Origin of the sequence: Micromonospora sp. RHAY321 (genome assembly GCF_023896955.1) — a bacterium.
Lineage (GTDB): Bacteria > Actinomycetota > Actinomycetes > Mycobacteriales > Micromonosporaceae > Micromonospora.
This window is the reverse complement of the sequence record NZ_JAMHIW010000005.1, coordinates 238,808-260,309: the sequence shown is the minus strand read 5'-3', so window position 1 is coordinate 260,309 and position 21,502 is coordinate 238,808. Positions and strand designations below refer to the sequence as shown.

Sequence of the window (21,502 nt, the reverse complement as noted above, 5' to 3'; positions counted from 1 at the left end):
TCGGGATCTCAGCCGACGCTCACTCGGGAGACCGGCAACCGGCCGGGTCGAGCGCCGGACTGGCCGGGTCGGAGGGCGTGGCGTCGGGTGTGGTGGTCGGGCCGGTCGCACCGACGGCGGCGGTGGCGTCAGTGGTCGGCGTTGGGCTGACGACCCCGTTGGGGGTCACCGGCGCGCCGGCACTGGGGCTGCCGTTCGGCGCCGGGGTCGTCCCGGCAGGCGTCGGGGTCGGCGTCGGCGCGCCACCCGCCGTGGTGGGGTCGGCCGGGCAGAGCGGCTTCAGGTTCGGGTTGCTCGGGGTGTCGCTGGTCAGCTCGGCGAGCTGGCGCTCGGCGTCCGGCTCGCTCTTGGCCCGGATGCCCACCTTGACGGTGTCCTGCGCCGCGACGGTGAGGTCGTCCAGCCGGGTACCGCTGGTGCGGTGCACGCTGGAGAGGTCCATTCCGGCGATCTGACCCTGGATGCCCCGGAAGACAGCGACCTGCCCCTCCTCGGTGGCACCCACGTAGTACTGCCGCTGGGTGTAGGTCCAGCCGGCGAAGACGCCGCCGCCGAGGATCACCAGCAGGGCCAGCGCCATGGCGGTCGCCCGCACCGGCCGGTGCTTCCGCCGCTCCGGTTCGTCGTCGTCCTGGGACGCCGGCTCCTCCGGGGCGGGAGGACGCGGCGCGGAGAGCGCCGAGGCCCGGGCGGCCGGGGTCGAGTCGTCGGCGGAGGTGGCCATGCCCCGGTCGCGGGCGGCGGCGCCGCCGACGATCGGCGTCGCCTCGACGATGTCGTGGTCGGTGGCGTCGGCGATGATCACCGTGATGTTGTCCGGCCCGCCGCCGCGCAGCGCGAGCTGCACCAGCCGCTCGACGCACTTCTGCGGGTCGGGGTACTCACGCAGGGTCTCGCCGATGGTGTCGGCACTGACCACGCCCGAGAGGCCGTCGCTGCAGATCAGGTACCGGTCGCCCGGCAACACCTGCCGCACCGAGTACTCAGGGTCGATGTCCCGGCCGTCCAGGGCGCGGGTCAGCAGCGACCGCTGCGGGTGGCTGCTCGCCTCCTCGGCGCTGATCCGGCCCTCGTCGACGAGCATCTGGACGTACGTGTCGTCCTTGGTGATCTGCGCGAACTCGCCGTTGCGCAGCAGATAGGCCCGCGAGTCGCCGATGTGGACCATCCCCAGCTTGCTGCCGGAGAAGAGGGTCGCCGTCAGCGTGGTGCCCATCCCCTCCAGCTGCGGGTTGGCGTCCACCGTGTCGCGGAGTTGTTGGTTGGCGGTGCCCACGGCCGAACGCAACGCGTCGACGAGAGCGTCCCCCGGGACGTCCTCGTCGAGCGGCGCCATGGCACCGATGACGATGTTGCTGGCGACGTCACCGGCGGCCATGCCGCCCATGCCGTCGGCGACGGCGAGTAGCCGCGGCCCGGCGTAGACGGAGTCTTGATTACCGTCTCGGATCAGACCGCGGTCGCTGTGGGCCGCATAGCGCAGGGTCAGAGTCATGGCCGTAATTCGAGGGAAGTGCGGCCGATCCGGATCGGCACGCCGAGGGGGACGGGGGTTGGTCCGGTGACCTTAGCGCGATCGAGGTACGTGCCGTTAGTCGAGCCGAGGTCCTCGACGAACCACTGCCCGTCGCGCGGCACGAGCCGGGCGTGCCGCGCGGAGGCGTAGTCGTCGGTGATGACCAGGGTGGAGTCCTCAGCCCGACCAATGGTGATCTGCGCTTCACCGAGAGTGATCCGGGTGCCGGCCAGCTGACCGGCGGTCACCACCAGCTGGTGTGCCGCCCTGCCCCGCTTCACCTTCGCCGGCTTGGCCGCCTGCCCCGTCGAGGCGCCCACTGCGCGCGGCGCGGCCACCAGGCGGCCGGACCGTGCTCCCGCGAAGAGGTCCCGGCGGATCACACCGACCACCGTGAACACGAAGATCCACAGCAGGATCAGGAACCCGAACCGGGCAACGGTGATGACCAGCTCCGGCAAGGCGGGTCAGCCGTCCACGCGGAAGGTCAGCGTCGTGGTGCCGAGCTGAACCATGTCGCCGGGGTTGAGGGCGACCGCGGAGACCCGCTGGCCGTTGACCATCGTGCCGTTGGTCGACCCCAGATCGGTCAGCACGACCTGTCCGCCGTCAAAATCCAGCCGGGCGTGTCGCCGGGAGATGCCGACGTCGGGCAGGCGCAGGTTGGCCTGGTCGCCGCGACCGATCACCGTCGACCCCATCTGGAGGGGGTACGTGCGCCCGTCGCCCGAGACCAGCCGGACGTTGCGGGCACCACCATGACCGGGCGGCGGGCCGTAGCCACCACCCTGGTCGTACGCGGGGTACGCGGGCGGGCCGGCGTCGTAGCCGGGTGCCGACACCGGGGCGACCTCGCCGCCGGTGTAGACCTCGGCGGTGACCCGGAACATCCCCGTGTCCAGGCCCTCGCCCCGCTCAATCTCCACGATCACATCGCCGTAGACCGTCCAGGCCTGCTCGCCGATGAACTCCGCCTGCGACTGGGCCAACTCCTGGGCCAGCGCGGCGGCGTACGGCGCCAGCCGACTGTGGTCGAACGGCGAGAGATCGATCACGTAGCGGTTGGGCACCAACGTGCGCCCACCGGCCAGGATCGCCTTGTGCGCCTCGGCCTCCCGCTGCATGGCGTTGAGGATCTCCACGGGGTGGACCACCCCTTTGAAGACCTTGGCGAAAGCCCCTTCGACCAGGCCTTCCAGACGCTTCTCGAAGCGTTGCAGCACGCTCACCGGCTCCTCCTCGGGTCCCGAGGACATGATGGTATCCGGCCGGCGCGCGCGCAGCTCACACGCCGCTCGGCCGCCTGCTACCGGCCCGTTCGGGTGGGCCGGGACTACCGTGCTACTCTTTCGTCCGCCACGAACGGTAACCGCTCGTGGCGAGCGCCTTGGACAGCGTAGTATCTCCGAGGCCCGCTGGAGACAGCGGGTTCGGGGCAGCTAGAGTGTTCCGGGTCGTGCCACGGGGATGTGGCGGAATGGCAGACGCGCACGGTTCAGGTCCGTGTGCCCGAAAGGGCGTGGGGGTTCAACTCCCCCCATCCCCACCCACAGGCGAGGGCTCCGCGGAATGCGGGGCCCTTCCGTCATATCGGGGCGTGCCGGGCATCACGCTATGCTCCGAAGGTCTCTTCCTCCGATGGACCAGGAGTGGCGTGTGAGTGTCGCGTTGGTGACCGGGTCGGGCGGTCTGATCGGCTCCGAGGCGGTCCGGCACTTCGCCGGCCTCGGTCTGGACGTCGTCGGCATCGACAACGACATGCGTCGGTACTTCTTCGGCGAGGACGGCTCCACCTCGTGGAGCCTGGAGCGGTTGAGCCGGGACCTGGGCAGCGCCTACACCCACTTCGCAGTCGACATCCGGGACCGGGACGGCCTGGAGCAGGTCTTCAAGAAGTACGGGTCGGACATCGCCGTGGTGATCCACAGCGCGGCGCAGCCGAGTCACGACTGGGCGGCCAAGGAGCCGTACACGGACTTCGACGTGAACGCCGGCGGCACGCTCAACATCCTGGAGAACACGCGGCTGCACGCGATCGACGCGGCGTTCATCCACTGCTCGACCAACAAGGTCTACGGTGACCGGCCCAACAGCCTGCCGCTGGTCGAGCTGGAGACCCGGTACGAGCTGCCCGAGGACCACCGCTGGTACAAGGGCATCACCGAAGAGATGTCGATCGACAACTCGCTGCACTCGGTCTTCGGCGCCTCGAAGGTCGCCGCGGACGTGATGGTCCAGGAGTACGGGCGCTACTTCGACATGAGGACAGCCTGCTTCCGGGGCGGCACGCTGACCGGCCCGGCGCACTCGGCGGCCGAGCTGCACGGGTTCCTGGCGTACCTGATGCGCTGCGTGATGGAGGGCCGGACATACAACCTGTTCGGCTACAAGGGCAAGATGGTCCGCGACGCGATCCACTCGCATGACGTGCTGACCGCGTTCGAGGCGTTCTTCCGGGCGCCACGCTCGGCGGAGGTCTACAACCTCGGCGGGGGCCGGCACTCCAACACCTCGCACATCGAGGCGTTCCGGATCGCCGAGGAGATCACCGGCCGCGAGGCGCGGATCAACTACGTCGAGCAGAACCGCACCGGCGACCACCAGTGGTACGTCAGCAGCATGGACCGGTTCGAGAAGCAGTACCCGGACTGGAGGATCACCTACGACGTGCCGATGATCCTGCGGGAGATCTACGAGGCCAACGTGGACAAGTGGGTGCCGCAGGCATGACCACTCAGACGAAGCGCAACGTGCTCGGCGTCCTGGTCGACGCCACCGACTACGCCACGGCGACCGAGGCGGTGGTGAGCGCGGCGCACGAGCGGCGTCCACTCGCGCTGACCGCGCTGGCCGTACACGGGGTGATGACCGGGGTGCTGGACCGGGCGCACAACGCGCGGCTCAACTCCTTCGACGTGGTCACCCCCGACGGGCAGCCGGTGCGCTGGGCGCTCAACCTGCTGCACCACGCCGGGCTCACCGACCGGGTCTACGGACCGACGCTGACCCTGCACGTGCTCTCCCGTTTCGCCGACGAGGGCCTGCCCGTCTACCTGTACGGCTCGACCGAGGAGACCCTGGCCAGGCTGATCCCGGCCCTGGAGCGGATGTTCCCGGCGCTGAAGATCGCCGGGGTGGAGCCGTCCAAGTTCCGTGCCGTACAGCCCGGTGAGGACGCCGAGATCGCCGACCGGATCCGGTCCAGCGGTGCCCGGCTGGTCCTGGTCGGGCTCGGCTGCCCGCGCCAGGAGGTCTTCGCGTACGCCATGCGGCCCCTGCTGGACATGCCGCTGATGGCGGTCGGCGCGGCCTTCGACTACCACGCCGGGCTGCTGCACCAGCCGCCGGCGTGGATGCAGCGTGCCGGGCTCGAGTGGTTCTGGCGGCTCGGCCTGGAGCCGAAGCGGCTCTGGCGCCGCTACCTGATCCTCAACCCGGCCTACCTGACCCGGCTCGCCGGGCAGAAGACCGGCCTGTGGAAGGCCCGCCCTCCGGCGCCGGCCACCGAACGGCCACCCACCTTCGCGGTCTGACCCTGATCGGCACGGCACGAGGCCCCACCCGGCGTTCCGGGTGGGGCCTCGGCCGTGGGAACAAGGTCAGAGGGTCAGCGTCCAGGTGTTGATGTAGCCGGTGTCCCCGGAGTAGACGTCCCGCACCTGGAGTCGCCAGGTGCCGTTCGCCGCCTCACTGGAGACGTTGGCCGTGTAGGTCGTGTTCACGTTGTCGGCGCTGTCGAAGTAGCTGCTGTTCTTCAGCCGGTACGCCGAGCCGTCCGGGGCGACCAGGTCGATCACCAGGTCACCGCGGTAGGTGTGCACGATGTTCACGGCGATGGTCGAGGACGCCGAGGCGTTGCGGCCGCAGCCGGCGATCGTGATCGAGCTGGACGCTGTGGCGCCGGTGTCCGGGATCGCGACGTCGGTGCCGTTGCTGCCGGAGCAGCCGCCGCCACCCGAACCGGTCACGGTCAACGTGTAGGTGGCCGTGCGGGTGCCCGCCGCGCCGCTGCCGGTGATGGTGACCGGGTAGCTGCCAGCGGGGGTGCTCGCCGAGGTGGCGATGGTGAGGGTGGACGAGCCGCCCGAGGTCACCGTCGACGGGCTGAACGACGCGGTCGCGCCGGCCGGCAGGCCGCTGGCGGAGAGGCTGACCGACTGGGCGGAGCCGGCGGTGGTGGCCGTGCCGACGGTGGCCGTCACCGAGCCGCCCGGAGCGGTGGAGCCGGAGGTCGGCGACACCGAGATCGAGAAGTCGTTGGCCGGCGGGGTGCCGTTCACGACGTAGAGCAGCTGGTTCGGGGTGCCGGTGCCGACGTTGGTCACCACGTTCGGGGTGGAGTTGTTGACCAGGTTGTCCCGGACCTGCTGCGGGCTCCAGGACGGGTTCGCCGAGAGTGCCAGCGCCGCCGCGCCGGCGACGTGCGGCGACGCCATCGAGGTGCCGCTGATCGTGTTCGTCGCGCTGCTGCCGGTGTACCAGGCCGAGGTGATGTTGACGCCCGGGGCCAGGATGTCGACGCAGGTGCCGAAGTTGGAGAAGCTCGCCGCGGCGTCGTTGTTCTGCGTCGCACCCACGGTGATCGCGGAGGCGACCCGGGCCGGGGAGTAGTTGCAGGCGTTCTGCCGGACGCCGAGGGCGTTGCCGTTGCCGGCGGCGACCGCGTACGTGACGCCAGAGTTGATCGAGTTCGTGACGGCCGTGTCGATCGAGCTGTTGGCGCCACCACCGAGGCTCATGTTCGCCACCGCCGGCTTGACCGCGTTCGCGGTCACCCAGTCGATACCGGCCACCACCTGGGCGTTGGTGCCGCTGCCCTGGCAGTTGAGCACTCGGACGCCGACGATCTGAACACCCTTGGCCACCCCGTACGCCGAGCCGCCAACCGTCCCCGCCACGTGCGTGCCGTGGCCGTTGCAGTCGTCGGCAGAGCCACCGTCCACCGCGTCGAAGCCGGAGACGGCCCGTCCGCCGAAGTCGTTGTGCCCGTACAGCACGCCGGTGTCGATGATGTAGGCGCGGACGTTCGACGCCGTGTTCGGGTAGGTGTACGAGCTGTTCAGGGGCAGGTTCCGCTGATCGATCCGGTCCAGGCCCCAGGATGGCGGGTTGGTCTGGGTGCCGGCGATCGAGACGGTGTGGTTCTGCTCGACGTACGCCACCGCCGGGTCGGCGGCGATCCGCGCGGCGGCCTTCGCGCCGACCCGGACCTCGAAGCCGCGCAGCGCCGCGCCGTAGGTGCGGGCCACCGTGCCGCCGTGCCGGCCGACCAGCCGGTCCGCGTTGTCGCCGACCGTGCCCCGGCTGACGGCGGTGTCCTTGAAGACGACGATGTAGCTGTCCGCGACGGCCGTGTCCCCACCCGCCGCCCGGATGGCTCCGGACGGTTCGGCGGCCAGGGCGGGTGTGGCAGCGGCCAACAGGGTCAGTGCTGCCACCCCGACGAGTGCGGACCTGTGGGCAAGACGCATCTCTTACCTCCCTCCGACCGGCAGCCGCCCGACGCGGGTCCCGCTCAGATCCATGACGGCCGATCTTTCCGAGAGTAGGTCAGTGCAGTGATGAAGATAAACATGTCGCATCGTCCATAACGCGGAGAGGATGCCCCCCTACGGGGACGGCGTCCGGGACGAACGAGGGCTGCGCCCGGATTCGCGGACGGCCCCGATCGGAGAGGCTGACCAGCATGGATAGCCCCCTCGCCGCCCTGCTGCCGATCACCGTCCTGTGGGTGGCCGCCGGCGTGGTCGCGGACGGCCTGCCCCGGCTTGGCCGCGCCCGCGCGCTGCGCCGACGCGCCGGGCACCTGCTCATCCTGACCCTCGTGGGTCTGACGCTCACGGCGACCGTGCTTGCGGCCGGGTTGTTCAGTGCCGGAAACGCCCCGGCCGATCAGGCCGCCGCCGCCCTCAATCTCGCCGGGCTCCCCGCACTCGTGGTGGCGGTCTGCACCGTACGCCGGGTGCGCCGGCTCCGGGCCGGCGCGGGAGCGTTCGCCGCAGCGCCGGAGACACCCACGCCGTACGGCCTTCGGGCCGCTGCGGCGCACCCTCTGATCGGGCTCCCGTTGCAGGTCACCGGTGTGCTGACCGTGCCCGCAGTGGTCGCGGCGAACGGCACCGATCTGCTCGCCGTACCGGGCGTCACCGGTCCGGCGATCACCGTCGGCGCGCTCGGGATCCTGGCCATCGGCGTCCGACACGCGCTCCGGCACAGCAGGCTCGCCGAGCGGGCCCGGCCGGACGCACAGCGGTCAGCGCGAGCGCCCGGGCCCCTGCACGTATAGCAACTCCAGGATCGCCCGGGTCGCCTCGAACCAGCGGTCCAGCCAGCCCGGTGGCGGCACGCTGCCCTTCGGCGGCAGCTCCATCAGCAGGCCACGCAGCAACGGGTGGTCAGCCAGCGACCCGGCGGCCTCCATCGGCCAGCCGGTCGGTGGGAAGGACGGCTCGACCAGCGGGTTCGGGTCCAACGACGGCAGGGAGAGCGGCGGGTCGGCCGTCTCGGACGCCGACCCCTCGCGCCCGCTCAACTCCTGGTCGGTCGAGACCACCTCGGTCAGTACGGTGTCCCGACGCGCCCCGCGGTACTTGCCACCGAACCGCTCCGGCTTGCCCGGACCGTTGGTGAGGTTGTCAGACCCGATCGTCGTCATCTGTCTCGCCTACCTCGCTCGGTTGCGGATCGGTGCGGCGGGTCGTGGACCAGCGCCGTACCGACCGGTTCAACGAGGCGGACCCGCTGTGGCGACGGGAATCCCGACGGAACCTCGCCGGCCCGCCGTCGGCACGCACCCGTGGCCCGGCGGCGCTGGACACGGGAAGGTCCCCGTCCGGTCGAACCGGACGGGGACCCCCGTGACCCACGTGGTCAGGCCGAGCCGAACACACCACCTCTGGTGCCGGCGACGAAGGCGTGCCAGTCACCCGGGGCGAAGACCAGGGCCGGGCCGGCCTTGTCCTTCGAGTCCCGCACTCCGACCGCCCCGGTCACGTACGCCACCTCCACGCAGTTGTCACAGTTCGGCCCGCTCTTCGAGCTCTTGAACCACGTTGCCTGCGTCAGGTCCACGGGGAACCCCTTGGTCGCCATTTCCACAACGGCTCCTCTGCCAGTTTTGCGATGTGTGCGACGGACTCCTCCGGACGAATGGCCGCAGCGCGGATGTGATCGAAGATGAAGCTGTACTTCTGTAGTTCGTCGCTCTTCTCCAGGAAGAGCCCACCCGTGGCGTTCTCCGCGTACACGACATCCGGATCACCGGGCTCGGGGAAGCTGAGGATCGTGAAGGTCCCGTCCATGCCGGCGTGCGCACCCACCTCGAAGGGCAGGATCTGCAACGTCACGTTCGGCAGTTCGGCAACCTCGACCAGCCGTTTGAGCTGGCCACGCATCACCTCGTCCCCGCCCACCGGCCTGCTTACCACCGCCTCATCGAGCACCACCCACAGATCGACCGGATCGTCCTGGGTCAACAACGACTGACGGCCCAGACGGACACGCACCCGCTGATGTACCTGATCGGCCGTGAAGTCCGGCCGGGCGGCGCGGATCATCGCCCCGGCGTACTCCTCGGTCTCCAACAGACCGGGCACCACCTGCTGCTCGTATGCCCGGATCGAACTCGCCGCGGCCTCCAGCCCGACGTACGCACCGACCAGCACCGTGCTGTACGGGTGCCACCAGCCCTTCTGCCGCGCCTCCCGGGCGATCTGCACGAGTTCGTCGCTCTCGGCACCCACCACGCCGTAGATCCGCAGCATGTCGCGGACGTCGCGCGGTGTGGCCGACGTGTGCCCGGTCTCGATGCGGGAGATCTTCGACGCCGAGCACTCCAACTGCTCGGCCACCACCTCGATGGTGATGCCGGCGGACTCCCGCTGACGGCGCAGCTCGGCACCGAGCCGTCGCCGTCGGATGGTTGGGCTGCGCCGCTCACTCATGGCGCAACCACTGCCTCGCTGATCCTCGCCGCTGGCTGCTCGACCCCACTCGGGCTACCTCCGGTCGACGCGCCACTGGCTGCACCCGCCGGGGGCGCGACCGTCGACCGGCGAGCGTTCGCGGCGAAAGGGGTGGTGCCGGTCATCGGCCGGCCGCGACGGGCGAAACCGGCCCTCAGTGTGCCGTCCGGACGCGGATGGCTTCAAGCGCCGCTTTCGATCAGCGACTCACGTATAGGCAAAAGTCGACGTGCAACTTGCATGAAGCACGTCCCTGATGCAGTCTGTCCGTATGGCACGGATCACTCAGCGTCTCCGTCCGGTCCCCCGGTGTGGTCATCCCACCGATCCGGGGAAGCCGATGCGACGCGGGCCCGGCCAGCGACACCGAGACCTGCTCCGGGGTGAAGACCCCGCCGCTGCAAGCCGGCAAGCTGCGGCGGCGGGCGCGGTTCCCGGAAGCAGTCGAGTGATGGTCGGGTGGCGGCACGCCACCAGCGGAGTACGGCCCGACCACCACCAACCGCACCACCGGTCCCCGAGGCGCGATCCCGTCACCGGGCCGAGGCGTTCCCCCGATCAGTCACCGCTGGCGCAACCGCCGGCCGACCTCCCCAGGAGCCCATGTGCTTCCCCGCTCCGGTGACGTACTGCACGTGACTCGCGCGGCGAGTGTCCAGTTCCTCAGGCCCATCAGATACCGGGTGATCCGGGTGCTCGACTGGCCGACCTACGACGGTTGGCTCTGGCTCGACGGCTACGAGTTGAACGCGGCGGGCGACGCGGTCACCCGACGGTCGATCTTCGTCCAGCGGGAAGGGCTGCAACAGGTGCAGTCCGCACCGGAGGCCCGCCCGCACACCGTACGGACCCGGCGCCCCGTCGTCCGTACTCCCGTCCGGGTGGGCTGACCAACGCGATCCGCCGCCGGTGGGCGTGCCGTCGCCATAGAATTGGTACGCCCACCCCGGCACCGTTCCACCCGCGCGTCCAGGGCCCTGAGCCTGGGATGGTCATGGTCAATCAGCCCGCCCTGCGGCGGCACCACCGCTCCCGTATCGCCTACGCCTTCGGACTCCTCGCCCTGCTCGGGGCCATGACCACGGTCCTGGTCCTGGTCCGCGACCCGGCGATGTCGTCCACCCGGCTGACCACGCCGGTGCCCGCACCCGAGATCACCGTGATCGACGCCGACCCGCCTGTGGACGAGGAGCCCGGCTGGATCGGCGCCGGCGCCCCCACCCACAGCACCGACCCGACCGGTCCTGCGGCCGGTGCCGGTGCGGGCGGTCAGTACGACGGCCGCCAGGAGATCACCGAGGCGGCTCCTGCCCGGCACACCGAGACGGACGTCCGCCGCTCACTGTTCTGGTCCGGAATCTTCGGCCTCACCATCTCGCTGGCCGGCCTCGGCCTGGTCGGCACCCGCCGCCGCATGTGGTGAGCGCCGGTCACGGCGTGTTCGTCACCGTCGGCCTCGGCACCGTCGGACTGACCCCGGTCGAGGGCCGGGCCTGCGAGACGATCAGCAGTACCTGGTCGTCGGTCGCCACCGTCGTGCCGGCCCCCGGCTCGGTGCCCACCACCGTTCCCGGCGGCAACTCGGACGGGCGGTACACCACCCGGTAGGTCACACCGAGGCGGTCCAGCAGCCCTTCGGCGGTTGCCTGCGGCAGGCCGGTGACCGGCGGCACCGGCACCTCGACCGGCTCGGTGGTGGCCGCCGGGCTGCTCGGTGACTCGCTGGTCGGGGCCGCCGAGGTCGGCGCCGCGCTGGTCGGGGCCGCGGTGGTGGCACTGGCCGGCGGAAGCGACGGCGTGGTCCGCGGGTCGTCCGGGTCGTCGTCCCGCGCGGCGAGCACCACCCAGAGCGCCGCCCCGAGCAGGCCCGCGAGCAGCAGCGCGAGCACGCCCCAGAGGATCGGCATCCACCAGCGGCGGCCGCCCTGCTCCTCGGCGTACCACTCTCCGGCGGGCTCGGCCGGTCGCGGCGCCCGCACCTCCGCCCGCCCGGACCACGGCGGCGGCGGAGTGGACGGCTCCGCGGGCATCCGCGCGGTCCGGTCCACCGGCCCGCCCGGCTGCGACGGCGCGGCGCGGTCGATCGGCATGGTCCGGTCGGCCGGCGCGCCGGGACCGGACGACGCCGCGCGGTCGATGGGCATGGTCTGGTCCGGCGACGCGGCCGGGCCGGCCGGAGCGGTGCGGTCGATCGGCGCCGTCTGGTCGGGTCCGGCGGCCCGGTCCAGCGGTGCGGTCTCGTCCGGCGACGCGGTGCGGGGCGGGGTGGAGGGCTCGGCCGGTTGTGGCGGCTCCGGCTGGTCGGCGGCGGGCGGCAGGGGACGGGTCCGGTCGTCGTCGTGATCCCCGGCGGGCGGCTCCTGGCGGTCGTCGCTCATCGCACGTCCTTTCCCGAACCGGACGGGCGCCGTGGCCCTCGACCGCCAACCTAACCGCCCACACCGGGATCGGCTGGTATCAGCGGCCCGAACCGCCCGGCCCGAACCGGTGTCGACGATCGGGACGACCCGATCTCCGGCGACCCCGCGCCGGCCGCCGCTGGCGGTCGTTGGTCACCGAGCCAGGGATCAGAGGGTCGGTCCCACACTCGGCAGGCTGGGTGGCGCTGCCGCCCCACACCAGATGCTGACCTCGTCGTTCCAGCGGGCCGCGCCGTCCTCGGCCGGTTCCTGCCGGCTGACCTCTCCGGTGCGTCCGCTGCGGTAGCGCGGGTAGAGGCCCTCCTCGACCAGGTCCGCGGCGGCGTCCGCGCAGTCGTCACCGACCACGTCCGGCACCTCCGCCGCCGGCGCCGGGCCAGCCACGTGGAGTTGCACCGTGGCGCCCCGGGCGACCGTGGCGCCCACGGCGGGCGAGCTGCTCTCGACCGTACGACCGGTGCCCGTACCGAAGACCAGACGCCAGCCCAGTCGCTGCTTGCGCAACATGTCCCGGGCCTGCACGAAGTCGGTGCCGACCACCGGTGGCACGGTCAGCCCGCTCCCCTTGGTCGAGGAGGTGCGAGGGGCCGACGGCGTGGTCCGGCCGGTGCTCGGTCGGGGTGTCGTCGCCTGGCCGGTCGGCGTAACGGTCGCGGTCGCCACCGCCAGCGGGTCCGTCGGAGATCCCTCATCCTCGCCGGCCAGCAACCACCCGCCGGTCGCACCGATCGCGACGAGCAGCACGGCGACCAGCCCGCCGCCCAGCAGCACACTGGCCCGCCCGGGACCACCGTCGTCCCGGCCGCCCGCGGAATCCTGCCGACCCGTGTTCGCGTCCGTCATACCGCCCACCGCCTCATCACCGGCGACCGTACCCGGCGCCGCCCAACACGCTGCGCCGGCGCTCGACCCCGGCGGGTCGTTGCCACTCGCCGCGCCGACGACGGGACGCTACGCTGCCCGGCATGGCCAGACGGGGCTGGGGAGTATCGATCGCGACGGCGGTCGGCATCGCTGCTGGCGCTGGCGCCGCTCAACTGGGCTTCGGCTACGGGCTCGGCGTCATCACCTGGACGCCCACCGATGCCGGGGCCACCGACACGGCCTGGGCGGACGGCCTCGCCTGGGCCACCTGGCTCGCTGCCAGCTCGACCGTGCTGGGTGCGGTCTGCGCCCAGCGGCTGCACCAGCGGGCCGTACCGCCGACGGCCGACCCGAGGGTGACCGACAACGAGCTGACACCGACCGCCGTTCCCGGGACGGAAGCCCCGGACGGGTCGGACGCGCCGGAACCGGCAACCGTCGCGGCCGGCCGTCCGACTGCGGTCGACGACACCGGCCCGGACCGGCCGACTTCGGCGGGCGACCGGTCGGCGCACGAGGTCCCGCCCGGCGAGCACGACGGTCTGCTGCGGCGGGTCGCCGTGGCGCTCGGTGCCGGGATCGGCGGGTTGGTCACCGTGCTGCTGGTCGCCGTGCCCGCGCGTGTCGCGGTGGGCGCCGACACCGGAGCGCCGCAACGGGCGGCCGCCCTGCACGCGGGCCTGGGCATCCTGATCGGCGTGCTCGTCGCGGTCTGGGCGCTGCGCTCCCGCACCGCCGCGGTGAACGTGACCGCGACGGCCGCCTGGCTCTGGCTGCTCGCGGTGGTCTCGGTCGTCGACGGGGTACGCGTCGGACGCGGACTGACCGGTGCCCAGCTCGGCACCTGGCAGCTCGACCCGGACCACCCGCGTTACTGGATCGGTGACCAGCTCTACTGGCCGGGTGCGCTGCTGGCGCTCGTTCCCGCGCTGCTGATCGGCGTGCTGGCGGCGCGGCGGGCCGCCCGGTCGGCCGGGCACCGGGTCGGCGCGGCGGCCTCCGGCGCGGCTGGTCCGCTGCTCGTCGCGCTCGCCTACCTGACCACCGTGCCGCGCTGGTCGGTGTTGGGCCCGGAGCAGCTGTCCACCCAACTGATCGCCCCGTACGCGGTCATCGCCGGCATCGGTGGCTCGGTGCTGATCGCCGCGCTCGCCGAGCGGGCCGACCGCAACCGGGACGCGGCGGCAACGGCGGGCCCGCATCCGGTTGCCGAGCCCTCTTCACCTCGGTCGCACGAGGTGGCCCCGGCCCCGGTCAGCCCTTCGGCCGAGGCCGGCGCCGGGCGCGACTCGGTCGGCGATGTGCCCCCAGTGGACGAGGTCGTCCCGGGGAAGCGGGCCGGCGTACCCCGGGTGCCGGCACCGCGCAGGGACCCGGACGACGCCGGTCCGACCGCCTCCACCGACGGTGGGCCGGCGGAGGGTGCGGCGACGGGCAGCCGGCGGAGCGGATCGCCCCGGCGGGCCGGACGGCCCCTCACCGACTGAGGCGCCCGGCGGCGACGAGCCACCACCGTGGTGGCCGGGTGAGCGGAGTCAGTCGACCGGCCAGGTGTGCACCGGCTCGTTGCCGCGCTGGAGCTCCGCGTACCGCTGCACCATGTGGTGCAGCGCGGCGGGCCGGTCCATGCCCCGGTGCCGCTCCGCCGCCCAGACCGCCTCGGTCTGCCAGACGGCACCGTTGCGGCCGGTCCGGCAGCGCTGCTCGATGATGCCGAGCAGGCGGTCCCGCTGCGCCGGGGCGACACCGAACCCGTCCAGGCCGGCAGCGGCGGTGGGCAGCAACTGCTCCAGCACCAGCTTGGTGACCGGCACGTCGCCGAGCCGGGGCCAGTGCAGTACGGCGTCCAGACCCCGCCGGGCGGCGGCGTGGAAGTTCTCCTCGGCGGAGCTGAAGGTGAGCTGGCTCCAGATCGGCCGGTCCGCCTCGGCCAGGCCCCGGGCGAGCCCGAAGTAGAAGGCCGCGTTGGCCAGCATGTCCACCACCGTGGGGCCGGCCGGCAGCACCCTGTTCTCCACCCGCAGGTGGGGGCGACCGTTCATGATGTCGTAGACCGGGCGGTTCCACCGGTAGACGGTGCCGTTGTGCAGCCGCAGCTCACCGAGCTGGGGCACACCGCCGGCGTGCAGCACCTCCACCGGGTCCTCGTCCTCGCAGATCGGCAGCAGCGGCGGGAAGTACCGGACGTTCTCCTCGAAGAGGTCGAAGATCGAGGTGATCCACCGCTCACCGAACCACACCCGGGGGCGTACGCCCTGGGCCTTCAGCTCGTCGGGACGGGTGTCGGTGGCCTGCTCGAAGAGGGCGATCCGGGTCTCGGCCCAGAGCTGACGGCCGTACAGGAAGGGGGAGTTCGCGCCGATCGCGACCTGCACGCCGGCGATGGCCTGCGACGCGTTCCAGTAGTCGGCGAAGCTGTCCGGCGCCACCTGGAGGTGGAACTGGAGACTCGTGCAGGCGGCCTCGGGGGCGATCGAGTCGGTGTGCGTACGCAGTTGCTCGACGCCGCGGATGTCGAGTTCGATGTCCTCGCCCCGGGCACCGACGATCTGGTCGTTGAGCACCCGGTAGCGCTCGTTCGTGGAGAGGTTGTCCTCGACCAGGTGCCCCTCGGTGAGGGTGGGCAGGATGCCGACCAGGACGATCTTCGCGTCGGACTTGGCCGCGCGCTCGTCGGCGCGGGAGAGACTGCTGCGCAGGTCGTGTTCGTAGTCGGCGAAGCCGGTGCCCTCGATCAGCCGGGGTTCGGCGTTGAGTTCCAGGTTGAACTGCCCCAGCTCGGTCTGGAAGAGCGGGTCGGCGATGTCGGCGAGGATCTCCTCGTTGCGCATCGCCGGCTCGGCCGCCGAGTCGACCAGGTTGAGTTCGATCTCCAGGCCGGTCATCGGCCGGTCGGCGTCGAAGCCGAAGTCGTCCAGCATCAGGGCGAAGACGTCCAGGCAGCGCCGGACCTTCTGCCGGTAACGGACGCGGTCCTCCCGGGAGAAGGCGCCCTGCGAGACGTCCCTGCCCATGTGTCCTCCCGACGCCCGGCGCGGTCGGGATCCTGCCGCCATCCCGGAAAGCGCATTGTGAACCATCCACGGTAAGAGCGCTCACCTGGCCGAGGCCAGAGGACGGCAGCGGTGATCCGACGCCGACCGAGGGGGATGCGCTCGTGGGGCCATCTGTACCCCGTCGGCGCCGTGCCGGACCGGATGCGCGCGAGAACAACTCGTGACAATTGCCACGAGTTCGGCGACGAGTGGCGGAGACGGCGCCGGGCCCGCGCCGACGTGCGGCGCGGGCCCGGCGTACCGGCGATCCGAAGGATCAGGCCTGGCGGACGGCCTCGCCCTCGATCTCGATCTTGATCTTGCGGCTGACCAGCACGCCGCCGGTCTCCAGCGCGACGTTCCAGGTCAGGCCGAACTCCTCGCGGTCGATCTCGGTGCTCGCGGAGAAGCCGAAGATGTCCTGGCCGAACGGGCTGCGGCCGACACCCTCGAACTCGACCTCCAGGTCGACGGGGCGGGTGACGCCCCGGATGGTCAGCTCACCGGAGAGCACGAACTCGTTGCCGCGGCGGGACTTGACCCCGGTGCTGCGGTACTCCAGGGTCGGGAAGTTCTCGGCGTCCAGAAACTCGGGGCTGCGCAGGTGCGCGTCCCGGTCGGCCTGGGTGGTGTCGATGCTCGCGGCCTGGATGGTCGCCGCGACCGAGGACTGCAGCGGGTCTTCGGCAACGGTGATCGTGGCGGTCGCCTCGTTGAACTCACCGCGGACCTTGCTGACCATCATGTGGCGAGCGACGAAGCCCACCCGCTTGTGCGCGACGTCGAGCGCGTAGGTGCCGGGGGCCGGGATGGTGAGGCCGTCCCAGTCGCGGGTAACCGCATCGATGCTGCTGGTCATGCTGCTGTCCTCCAGAAGAATTGTTTAGTAGCCCAACGACTGCTTGAGCAACTATAGCGGCAACAACATTCCCTGTGTCAAGGACTGGTAGGATGAACCAGTGACCAACGTGTTCGACGATCCCCGGATCACCGCCGTCGGCCTGCTCTACGAGGCGCACGCCGGGCTGTCGGCCCGGTTCGCCGCCCAACTCGAAGAGCACGGCCTCTCCTCGGTCGAGTTCGAGGTGATCACCCGCCTGGCCCGCTCGCCGGGCAATCAGCTCCGGATGACCGACCTTGCCGCCCAGACCTCCCTGTCCACAAGCGGGGTGACCCGGGTGGTGGACCGGATGGAGCGCGACGGACTACTCACCCGCCGGGCCTGCCCACACGACCGCCGCAGCTCGTACGCGGTGGTCACCGCCGCCGGCCTGCGACGGCTGGACGAGACGCTGCCCGGGCACCTGCGGATCATCGAGCAGTGGTTCACCGGCCAGCTCGACCCCGAGGCCCTGGCCGCGCTGCTCGACGGCCTGCGCCGGGTTCGTGACGCCGTGCATCCCGGTGCCACCGCGGGCAGCACCGACACCGCCCCCGACCAGACCGCCAACGCCAACGGCGCCACCTGCTGACCGCCGTCCGGCGTCGGCGACGGCCTGAGCAGTGATCGGCGCCACCGGCAGAAAGACCGGCAGAACTGACCTTGCCAGCCGGACATGCGGGCCGAAACAGGCTTTCCGCCCCGATCACGGTGGCAGGCTTTCCTCCACCGGGGAATCACCGGGGGGTGACGGCGCGGGCGAACAGCGAGGGGTAGCACCAAGGGGGCTCTTCGCTCGCGCCACTCCCCACCCGGCCGACCCCGCCTACCGCGCCGCCGGCCCGCCCCGCGAGGCAGTCAACGCGTAGAGCAGCTCCGACTCGTGCGGCAGCAGGCGGATGCCACTCTCCTGGCAGACCCGGTCGAGCCGATCAAGGACCGCCGGGTCCCCGGTGCTCGCGGCCAGCCCGACCAGCGCCTCCACCGCGTCCCGCCGGTCCCGACCCGCCTCCGCCGCGGCGGCGAACCACTCGGCCGCCAACTCGCGGTCGCCCCGGTGCAGTGCCAGGTTGCCCTCGATCAAGGCGCAGATCGCCGCCTTCGGTTCACCCCAGACCGACACCGCATCGTCCGTACGCGGCCTCGGCGGCCCGGCCCGCCCGGCCGGCGGTCGTGACGGTACGGCCAGCGCCAGCTCAGCGGCATCGGCGCGCAACTCGGTGAGCACCTCGGACGCCTCGTCGCCGCGACCGTCCTGGGCGAGCGCCAACCCGATCGTGCCGAGCACCCGCCGGCGATGCCGCGGGTCACCCAGCTCGGACAACGCCGCAACCGCCCGCCGGCCCTGGTCCACGGCGTCGGCGTACCGGCCCTCCAGACGCACGACCTCGGCCCGGTTGGCCCAGGAGAGCACCCGCAGCCGCTGTTCCCCACACTCGGCGGCGAGCCGGTCCACCGCGGCCAGCCGGCGGTGCGCCGCAGCCAGGTCGGCGGCCCGGATCTCGTGCCAGGCGAGGGCGTTCTGGGCCACCGCCATGTCCCGGATCCGGCCGTTGCGGGCGGCCAGCCGGAGCACCGCCTCGGCCTGCTCGCGGGCCTCGTCACGCCGGCCCACGGCGACCAGCAGCGCGCTCAGCACGATCCGCGCATCCAGTTCGCCGTTGATGTCGCCGGCCTGCCGGAACGCGTCCAGCGCGGCCCACGCCGTCGGCAGCTCCTCGCCGCCCGCGCCGTGCTCGGCGGCGAGCCGGGCCACCCCGAGGGCGGCCCACCCCCGCAGCACGGGACCGGCGTCCGCGGTCCGCGGGTCGGCCAGGAGTCGGCGCAGCCACTGCCGGCCGACGACGTCGCGCCCACGGAACCTCCACCAACGCGTCAGACAGCTGGCCAGACGGAGCGCGGTCAGCGGATCGTCGCTCGCGGCGTGGGCCAGCGCCGAGCTTATGTCGCTGCTGACCTCGTCCAGCAGGTGCACCGCCTCGGGCAGCCGTGGGCCGACCAGTTCGGTGGCGGTCCGCGCCACCAGTCGAGCGATCACCACGGCGTGCCGGCGCCGGATGCAGGTCAGTTCACCGCCGCCGGCCGCCTGCTCGGCGGCGAAGTCGCGGACCGCGTCGAGCAGGCGGAACCGGAAGGGACCGGTGCCGCGCACGCTCAACAGGCCGAGTTCGACGAGCCGGTCCAGCAGCGGAACGGGATCGATCGCCACCGTGCCGTCCCGGTCGGCCTCGTCGGCGAGCATCTCCTCGGCCAGCTCCACCGACCAGCGGTTCCGGAACACGGCGAGCCGCCGCAGCGCGGCCTGCTCCTCCGACGCGAGCAGCCGATAGCTGGTCTCCACCGCGTCCCGCAGGGTCACCGCCACCGCTGCGCGCGTGGCGTCCGGGCCGACCGGACGGCGGGTGGGCGCGTCCGGCCCGTCCCAGCCGGAATGGACCGCCTGGTCGGCGGGAGTGGCCAGGTCGAGCACGCGGTCGCCGTACCGGTCGAGCAGCTCCGTGAGGTCGAGGATCCGGCCCCGGGCGGCCATCAGCTCGATGGCCAGCGGCAGCCCGCCGAGCCGGCGAACCAGTGCGGCCAGGGCGGGAAGCTCGTCCGCGGTGGGTGGCTCCCGACGGACCTGGGCCAGACGGGCGGTGAACAGTGCGACCGCCGGCCACGACCCGAGCGTGGCCGGCCCGCGCCGCTCGGCGCCCGGCGGCGGCACGTCGAGGGGCGCGACCGGCCAGACCCGCTCGCCGGGCAGCCCGACCGGGTGCCGTCCGGTGACCAGCACCCGCAGCGAGGGCAGCGCGCCCGTCAGCCGGTGCAGCGTCTCGGCCACCGGACCCGGGGCGCGCTCCACCGCGTCCATCACCAGCAGGACCGGTCGGCCGGCGAGCCGGGCGACGAGCTCCGGCAGCCGGGCCGCGCCGAGCACGGTCATCGAGGCGGCGAGCACGTCCGGGCCGTCCGAGCCCTCGCCGACCAGCACCCCGGCCACGCCGCCCGGGTGGGCACCGCCGGTCGCGTGCGCCACGGAGAGCGCGAGTGCGGTCTTGCCCACCCCGGCCAGCCCGACCAGGCTGACCAGCCGGGGGCCGCGCTCGGCGGTCAGCATGCCGGCCAACTCGGTGACATCGCGGTCGCGGCCGATCAGCGCGACCGGCGGTGGAAGTGCGACCTGTGGGCCGGCGGGCTCGACTGTCGCCGCGGTGCCGCCGGTGGCCACGAGCGCCGCCGGGATGTTGTCCGCCTGGGGTGGCTCGCCGCCGGCGGTGTTGCGGGCCGCGGCCAGGAACGCCGCCCGGGTGCCGCCGGTCAGCTCCAGGGCCGCGGCGAGCAACTCCACGGTGGTGCGCTGAGGCCGGACCGATCGGCCACGCTCCAGGTCACGCACCGTCCGCACGCCCACGCCGGCCAGGGACGCCAGCTCGGCCTGGGTGAGCCCGGCGGTACGCCGATGCCCACGGAGCAGGTCCGACAGCCCGGTACGGCCCGCCGGGCTCCGCGACCGATCATGATCGGGAGTCATGGGCACGAAGAGTACGGATCGGCTCCGACCATCGGCAGTCGAACGTCGGGCTGCCGACGGCTGCTCGCCGATATCCGACAGCTAGCGGATCCCGGCCCGCAACCGCCGCCCGGCCGGCCGGCGCCGAGGACCGCTCAGAGACCCAGATCGCGCGCGATGATCATGCGCTGCACCTCGCTGGTGCCCTCGCCGATTTCCAGGATCTTGGAGTCCCGCCAGAACCGGGCAACCGGGTACTCGTTCATGAAGCCGTAGCCACCGTGGATCTGGGTGGCCTCCCTCGCGTTGTCCACCGCGATCGTGCTGGCGTGCAGCTTGGCGATGGCGGCCTGCCGCTTGAACGGCTCACCGGCCAGCATCCGGGCGGCGGCGTCGTAGTAGGCAAGCCGGGCGGTGTGCGCCTTCAGCTCCATGTCGGCGATCTTGAACTGGATGGCCTGGTTGGCGCCGATCGGGCGGCCGAAGGCGTGGCGCTCCTTCGCGTACCTGATCGACTCGTCGACACAGCCCTGGGCGAGGCCGACGGCCAGCGCGGCGATGGCGATCCGGCCCTCGTCGAGGATCTGCAGGAACTGGGCGAAGCCCCGACCCCGCTCGCCGAGCAGGTTGGCCACCGGCACCCGGCAGTCGTCGAAGGTCAGCTCGTGGGTGTCCGAGGCCGTCCAGCCCACCTTGGAGTAGCCAGGCGCCACGGTGAAGCCGGGCGTGCCGGTGGGCACGATGATGGTCGACAGCTCCTTCGAGCCGTCCGGGTTCGTGCCGGTGACCGCGGTGACGGTGACCAGGGCGGTGATGTCGGTGCCGGAGTTGGTGATGAAGGCCTTCGAACCGTTGATCACCCAGTGGTCACCGTCCAGCACGGCCCGGGTCTGGGTGCCGGCGGCGTCCGAACCGGTGCCCGGCTCGGTGAGCCCGAAGCCGGCCAGTGCCTCGCCGCTGAGCAGCTTCGGCAGCCAGGTCGCGCGCTGCTCGTCGGTGCCGAACCGGTAGATCGGCATGGCACCGAGCGACACCGCCGCCTCCAGCGTGATCGCCACGCTGGAGTCGACCCGGGCCAGCTCCTCCAGGGCGAGGCAGAGGGCGAAGTAGTCGCCGCCCATGCCACCGTGCTCCTCGCCGAAGGGCAGGCCGAACAGGCCCATCTTGCCCATCTGCCGGATCACCTCGTACGGGAAGGTGTGCTGCTCGTAGTGCTCGGCGATGACCGGTGCGACCACCTCGCGGGCGAAGTCCCGCACGCTCTCCCGCAGCGCCGCTTGTTCGTCGGTGAGCCGGAAGTCCATCTCGTCCTCCTGTGTCGACGGGCCGC

General features: G+C 72.2%; 20 protein-coding genes and 1 tRNA gene. 8 read left to right on the top strand and 13 right to left on the bottom strand.

Annotated features, from left to right (window positions below):
• Positions 1-19: 19 nt before the first annotated feature.
• Genes M8C17_RS14725 through M8C17_RS14715 form a run of 3 tightly spaced genes read right to left on the bottom strand, consistent with a single transcriptional unit; the run spans position 20 to position 2,772 of the window.
• Positions 20-1,495, bottom strand: coding sequence for a PP2C family serine/threonine-protein phosphatase (locus M8C17_RS14725; protein ID WP_252417005.1), 1,476 nt, complete (start codon positions 1,493-1,495; stop codon positions 20-22).
• Positions 1,492-1,977, bottom strand: a complete 486-nt coding sequence (locus M8C17_RS14720; RefSeq protein ID WP_074315675.1) for an FHA domain-containing protein — start codon at positions 1,975-1,977, stop codon at positions 1,492-1,494. The genes M8C17_RS14725 and M8C17_RS14720 overlap by 4 nt, the downstream gene beginning before the upstream one ends.
• 6 nt (positions 1,978-1,983) lie before the next feature.
• On the bottom strand, positions 1,984-2,772 hold the full coding sequence (locus M8C17_RS14715; RefSeq protein ID WP_252417004.1) for a DUF3662 and FHA domain-containing protein: 789 nt from the start codon (positions 2,770-2,772) through the stop codon (positions 1,984-1,986).
• A gap of 207 nt (positions 2,773-2,979) precedes the next feature.
• Between M8C17_RS14715 and M8C17_RS14710 the strand changes: the two genes are divergently transcribed.
• The 3 genes from M8C17_RS14710 to M8C17_RS14700 all read left to right on the top strand — a co-directional run bounded on the left by M8C17_RS14710 (position 2,980) and on the right by M8C17_RS14700 (position 5,049).
• Positions 2,980-3,062, top strand: a tRNA-Leu gene (locus tag M8C17_RS14710).
• 68 nt (positions 3,063-3,130) lie between these two features.
• A complete protein-coding gene (locus M8C17_RS14705) occupies positions 3,131-4,246 on the top strand; it encodes an NAD-dependent epimerase/dehydratase family protein (RefSeq protein ID WP_252417003.1) in 1,116 nt (371 codons plus the stop codon).
• The gene (locus M8C17_RS14700; RefSeq protein WP_252417002.1) at positions 4,243-5,049 is read left to right on the top strand and encodes a WecB/TagA/CpsF family glycosyltransferase; all 807 of its coding nucleotides are present in this window, start codon (positions 4,243-4,245) and stop codon (positions 5,047-5,049) included. The genes M8C17_RS14705 and M8C17_RS14700 overlap by 4 nt, the downstream gene beginning before the upstream one ends.
• A 66-nt stretch (positions 5,050-5,115) precedes the next feature.
• On the opposite strand, the gene M8C17_RS14695 is transcribed toward M8C17_RS14700, so the two are convergent.
• Positions 5,116-6,987 (bottom strand): S8 family serine peptidase, encoded by a 1,872-nt coding sequence (locus M8C17_RS14695; RefSeq protein ID WP_252417001.1) that lies wholly within the window; start codon positions 6,985-6,987, stop codon positions 5,116-5,118.
• A gap of 215 nt (positions 6,988-7,202) precedes the next feature.
• Between M8C17_RS14695 and M8C17_RS14690 the strand changes: the two genes are divergently transcribed.
• Positions 7,203-7,802, top strand: coding sequence for a hypothetical protein (locus tag M8C17_RS14690; RefSeq protein ID WP_252417000.1), 600 nt, complete (start codon positions 7,203-7,205; stop codon positions 7,800-7,802).
• Here the strand turns inward: M8C17_RS14690 and M8C17_RS14685 are convergent.
• The 3 genes from M8C17_RS14685 to M8C17_RS14675 form a co-directional block, all read right to left on the bottom strand.
• Positions 7,770-8,171, bottom strand: coding sequence for a hypothetical protein (locus tag M8C17_RS14685; protein ID WP_252416999.1), 402 nt, complete (start codon positions 8,169-8,171; stop codon positions 7,770-7,772). The two genes, M8C17_RS14690 and M8C17_RS14685, sit on opposite strands and share 33 nt — an antisense overlap.
• Positions 8,172-8,386: 215 nt before the next feature.
• On the bottom strand, positions 8,387-8,608 hold the full coding sequence (locus M8C17_RS14680) for a DUF397 domain-containing protein (RefSeq protein WP_121656330.1): 222 nt from the start codon (positions 8,606-8,608) through the stop codon (positions 8,387-8,389).
• The gene (locus tag M8C17_RS14675; protein WP_252416998.1) at positions 8,578-9,459 is read right to left on the bottom strand and encodes a helix-turn-helix transcriptional regulator; all 882 of its coding nucleotides are present in this window, start codon (positions 9,457-9,459) and stop codon (positions 8,578-8,580) included. Before M8C17_RS14675 ends, M8C17_RS14680 begins: the two co-directional genes overlap by 31 nt.
• A 626-nt stretch (positions 9,460-10,085) precedes the next feature.
• Between M8C17_RS14675 and M8C17_RS14670 the strand changes: the two genes are divergently transcribed.
• Positions 10,086-10,370, top strand: a complete 285-nt coding sequence (locus tag M8C17_RS14670) for a hypothetical protein (protein ID WP_252416997.1) — start codon at positions 10,086-10,088, stop codon at positions 10,368-10,370.
• 98 nt (positions 10,371-10,468) lie between these two features.
• Positions 10,469-10,903, top strand: coding sequence for a hypothetical protein (locus M8C17_RS14665; RefSeq protein WP_252416996.1), 435 nt, complete (start codon positions 10,469-10,471; stop codon positions 10,901-10,903).
• 7 nt (positions 10,904-10,910) lie between these two features.
• Here the strand turns inward: M8C17_RS14665 and M8C17_RS14660 are convergent, their stop codons facing one another.
• Together M8C17_RS14660 and M8C17_RS14655 are read right to left on the bottom strand one after the other, a co-directional pair.
• The gene (locus tag M8C17_RS14660) at positions 10,911-11,858 is read right to left on the bottom strand and encodes a PASTA domain-containing protein (RefSeq protein WP_252416995.1); all 948 of its coding nucleotides are present in this window, start codon (positions 11,856-11,858) and stop codon (positions 10,911-10,913) included.
• Positions 11,859-12,047: 189 nt separating this feature from the next.
• Positions 12,048-12,743, bottom strand: a complete 696-nt coding sequence (locus M8C17_RS14655) for a PASTA domain-containing protein (RefSeq protein WP_252416994.1) — start codon at positions 12,741-12,743, stop codon at positions 12,048-12,050.
• A gap of 122 nt (positions 12,744-12,865) precedes the next feature.
• Between M8C17_RS14655 and M8C17_RS14650 the strand changes: the two genes are divergently transcribed.
• Positions 12,866-14,251, top strand: a complete 1,386-nt coding sequence (locus M8C17_RS14650; RefSeq protein WP_252416993.1) for a hypothetical protein — start codon at positions 12,866-12,868, stop codon at positions 14,249-14,251.
• 48 nt (positions 14,252-14,299) lie between these two features.
• On the opposite strand, the gene M8C17_RS14645 is transcribed toward M8C17_RS14650, so the two are convergent.
• Positions 14,300-15,778: a glutamate--cysteine ligase gene (locus M8C17_RS14645; protein ID WP_252416992.1), complete on the bottom strand. Its 1,479-nt coding sequence runs from the start codon at positions 15,776-15,778 to the stop codon at positions 14,300-14,302.
• Between the two features lie 298 nt (positions 15,779-16,076).
• Positions 16,077-16,658, bottom strand: coding sequence for a YceI family protein (locus M8C17_RS14640; protein WP_252416991.1), 582 nt, complete (start codon positions 16,656-16,658; stop codon positions 16,077-16,079).
• 100 nt (positions 16,659-16,758) lie between these two features.
• Here M8C17_RS14640 and M8C17_RS14635 point away from each other — a divergent pair, with 100 nt between their 5' ends.
• The gene (locus M8C17_RS14635) at positions 16,759-17,271 is read left to right on the top strand and encodes a MarR family winged helix-turn-helix transcriptional regulator (protein ID WP_252416990.1); all 513 of its coding nucleotides are present in this window, start codon (positions 16,759-16,761) and stop codon (positions 17,269-17,271) included.
• Between the two features lie 234 nt (positions 17,272-17,505).
• Here M8C17_RS14635 and M8C17_RS14630 read toward each other — a convergent pair whose 3' ends face one another.
• Both M8C17_RS14630 and M8C17_RS14625 read right to left on the bottom strand, forming a co-directional pair.
• Positions 17,506-20,193, bottom strand: a complete 2,688-nt coding sequence (locus tag M8C17_RS14630) for a helix-turn-helix domain-containing protein (RefSeq protein WP_252416989.1) — start codon at positions 20,191-20,193, stop codon at positions 17,506-17,508.
• A gap of 134 nt (positions 20,194-20,327) precedes the next feature.
• Positions 20,328-21,476, bottom strand: a complete 1,149-nt coding sequence (locus M8C17_RS14625; protein WP_252416988.1) for an acyl-CoA dehydrogenase family protein — start codon at positions 21,474-21,476, stop codon at positions 20,328-20,330.
• Positions 21,477-21,502: the final 26 nt, after the last annotated feature.

Coding starts and splice junctions, on each gene's coding strand:
- M8C17_RS14705 (WP_252417003.1), top strand. CDS start 3,131: ATGCTCCGAAGGTCTCTTCCTCCGATGGACCAGGAGTGGCGTGTGAGT.
- M8C17_RS14675 (WP_252416998.1), bottom strand. CDS start 9,459: ATGAGTGAGCGGCGCAGCCCAACCATCCGACGGCGACGGCTCGGTGCC.
- M8C17_RS14680 (WP_121656330.1), bottom strand. CDS start 8,608: ATGGCGACCAAGGGGTTCCCCGTGGACCTGACGCAGGCAACGTGGTTC.
- M8C17_RS14700 (WP_252417002.1), top strand. CDS start 4,243: ATGACCACTCAGACGAAGCGCAACGTGCTCGGCGTCCTGGTCGACGCC.
- M8C17_RS14685 (WP_252416999.1), bottom strand. CDS start 8,171: ATGACGACGATCGGGTCTGACAACCTCACCAACGGTCCGGGCAAGCCG.
- M8C17_RS14645 (WP_252416992.1), bottom strand. CDS start 15,778: ATGGGCAGGGACGTCTCGCAGGGCGCCTTCTCCCGGGAGGACCGCGTC.
- M8C17_RS14640 (WP_252416991.1), bottom strand. CDS start 16,658: ATGACCAGCAGCATCGATGCGGTTACCCGCGACTGGGACGGCCTCACC.
- M8C17_RS14715 (WP_252417004.1), bottom strand. CDS start 2,772: ATGTCCTCGGGACCCGAGGAGGAGCCGGTGAGCGTGCTGCAACGCTTC.
- M8C17_RS14695 (WP_252417001.1), bottom strand. CDS start 6,987: ATGCGTCTTGCCCACAGGTCCGCACTCGTCGGGGTGGCAGCACTGACC.
- M8C17_RS14650 (WP_252416993.1), top strand. CDS start 12,866: ATGGCCAGACGGGGCTGGGGAGTATCGATCGCGACGGCGGTCGGCATC.
- M8C17_RS14690 (WP_252417000.1), top strand. CDS start 7,203: ATGGATAGCCCCCTCGCCGCCCTGCTGCCGATCACCGTCCTGTGGGTG.
- M8C17_RS14655 (WP_252416994.1), bottom strand. CDS start 12,743: ATGACGGACGCGAACACGGGTCGGCAGGATTCCGCGGGCGGCCGGGAC.
- M8C17_RS14665 (WP_252416996.1), top strand. CDS start 10,469: ATGGTCATGGTCAATCAGCCCGCCCTGCGGCGGCACCACCGCTCCCGT.
- M8C17_RS14725 (WP_252417005.1), bottom strand. CDS start 1,495: ATGACTCTGACCCTGCGCTATGCGGCCCACAGCGACCGCGGTCTGATC.
- M8C17_RS14660 (WP_252416995.1), bottom strand. CDS start 11,858: ATGAGCGACGACCGCCAGGAGCCGCCCGCCGGGGATCACGACGACGAC.
- M8C17_RS14625 (WP_252416988.1), bottom strand. CDS start 21,476: ATGGACTTCCGGCTCACCGACGAACAAGCGGCGCTGCGGGAGAGCGTG.
- M8C17_RS14630 (WP_252416989.1), bottom strand. CDS start 20,193: ATGACTCCCGATCATGATCGGTCGCGGAGCCCGGCGGGCCGTACCGGG.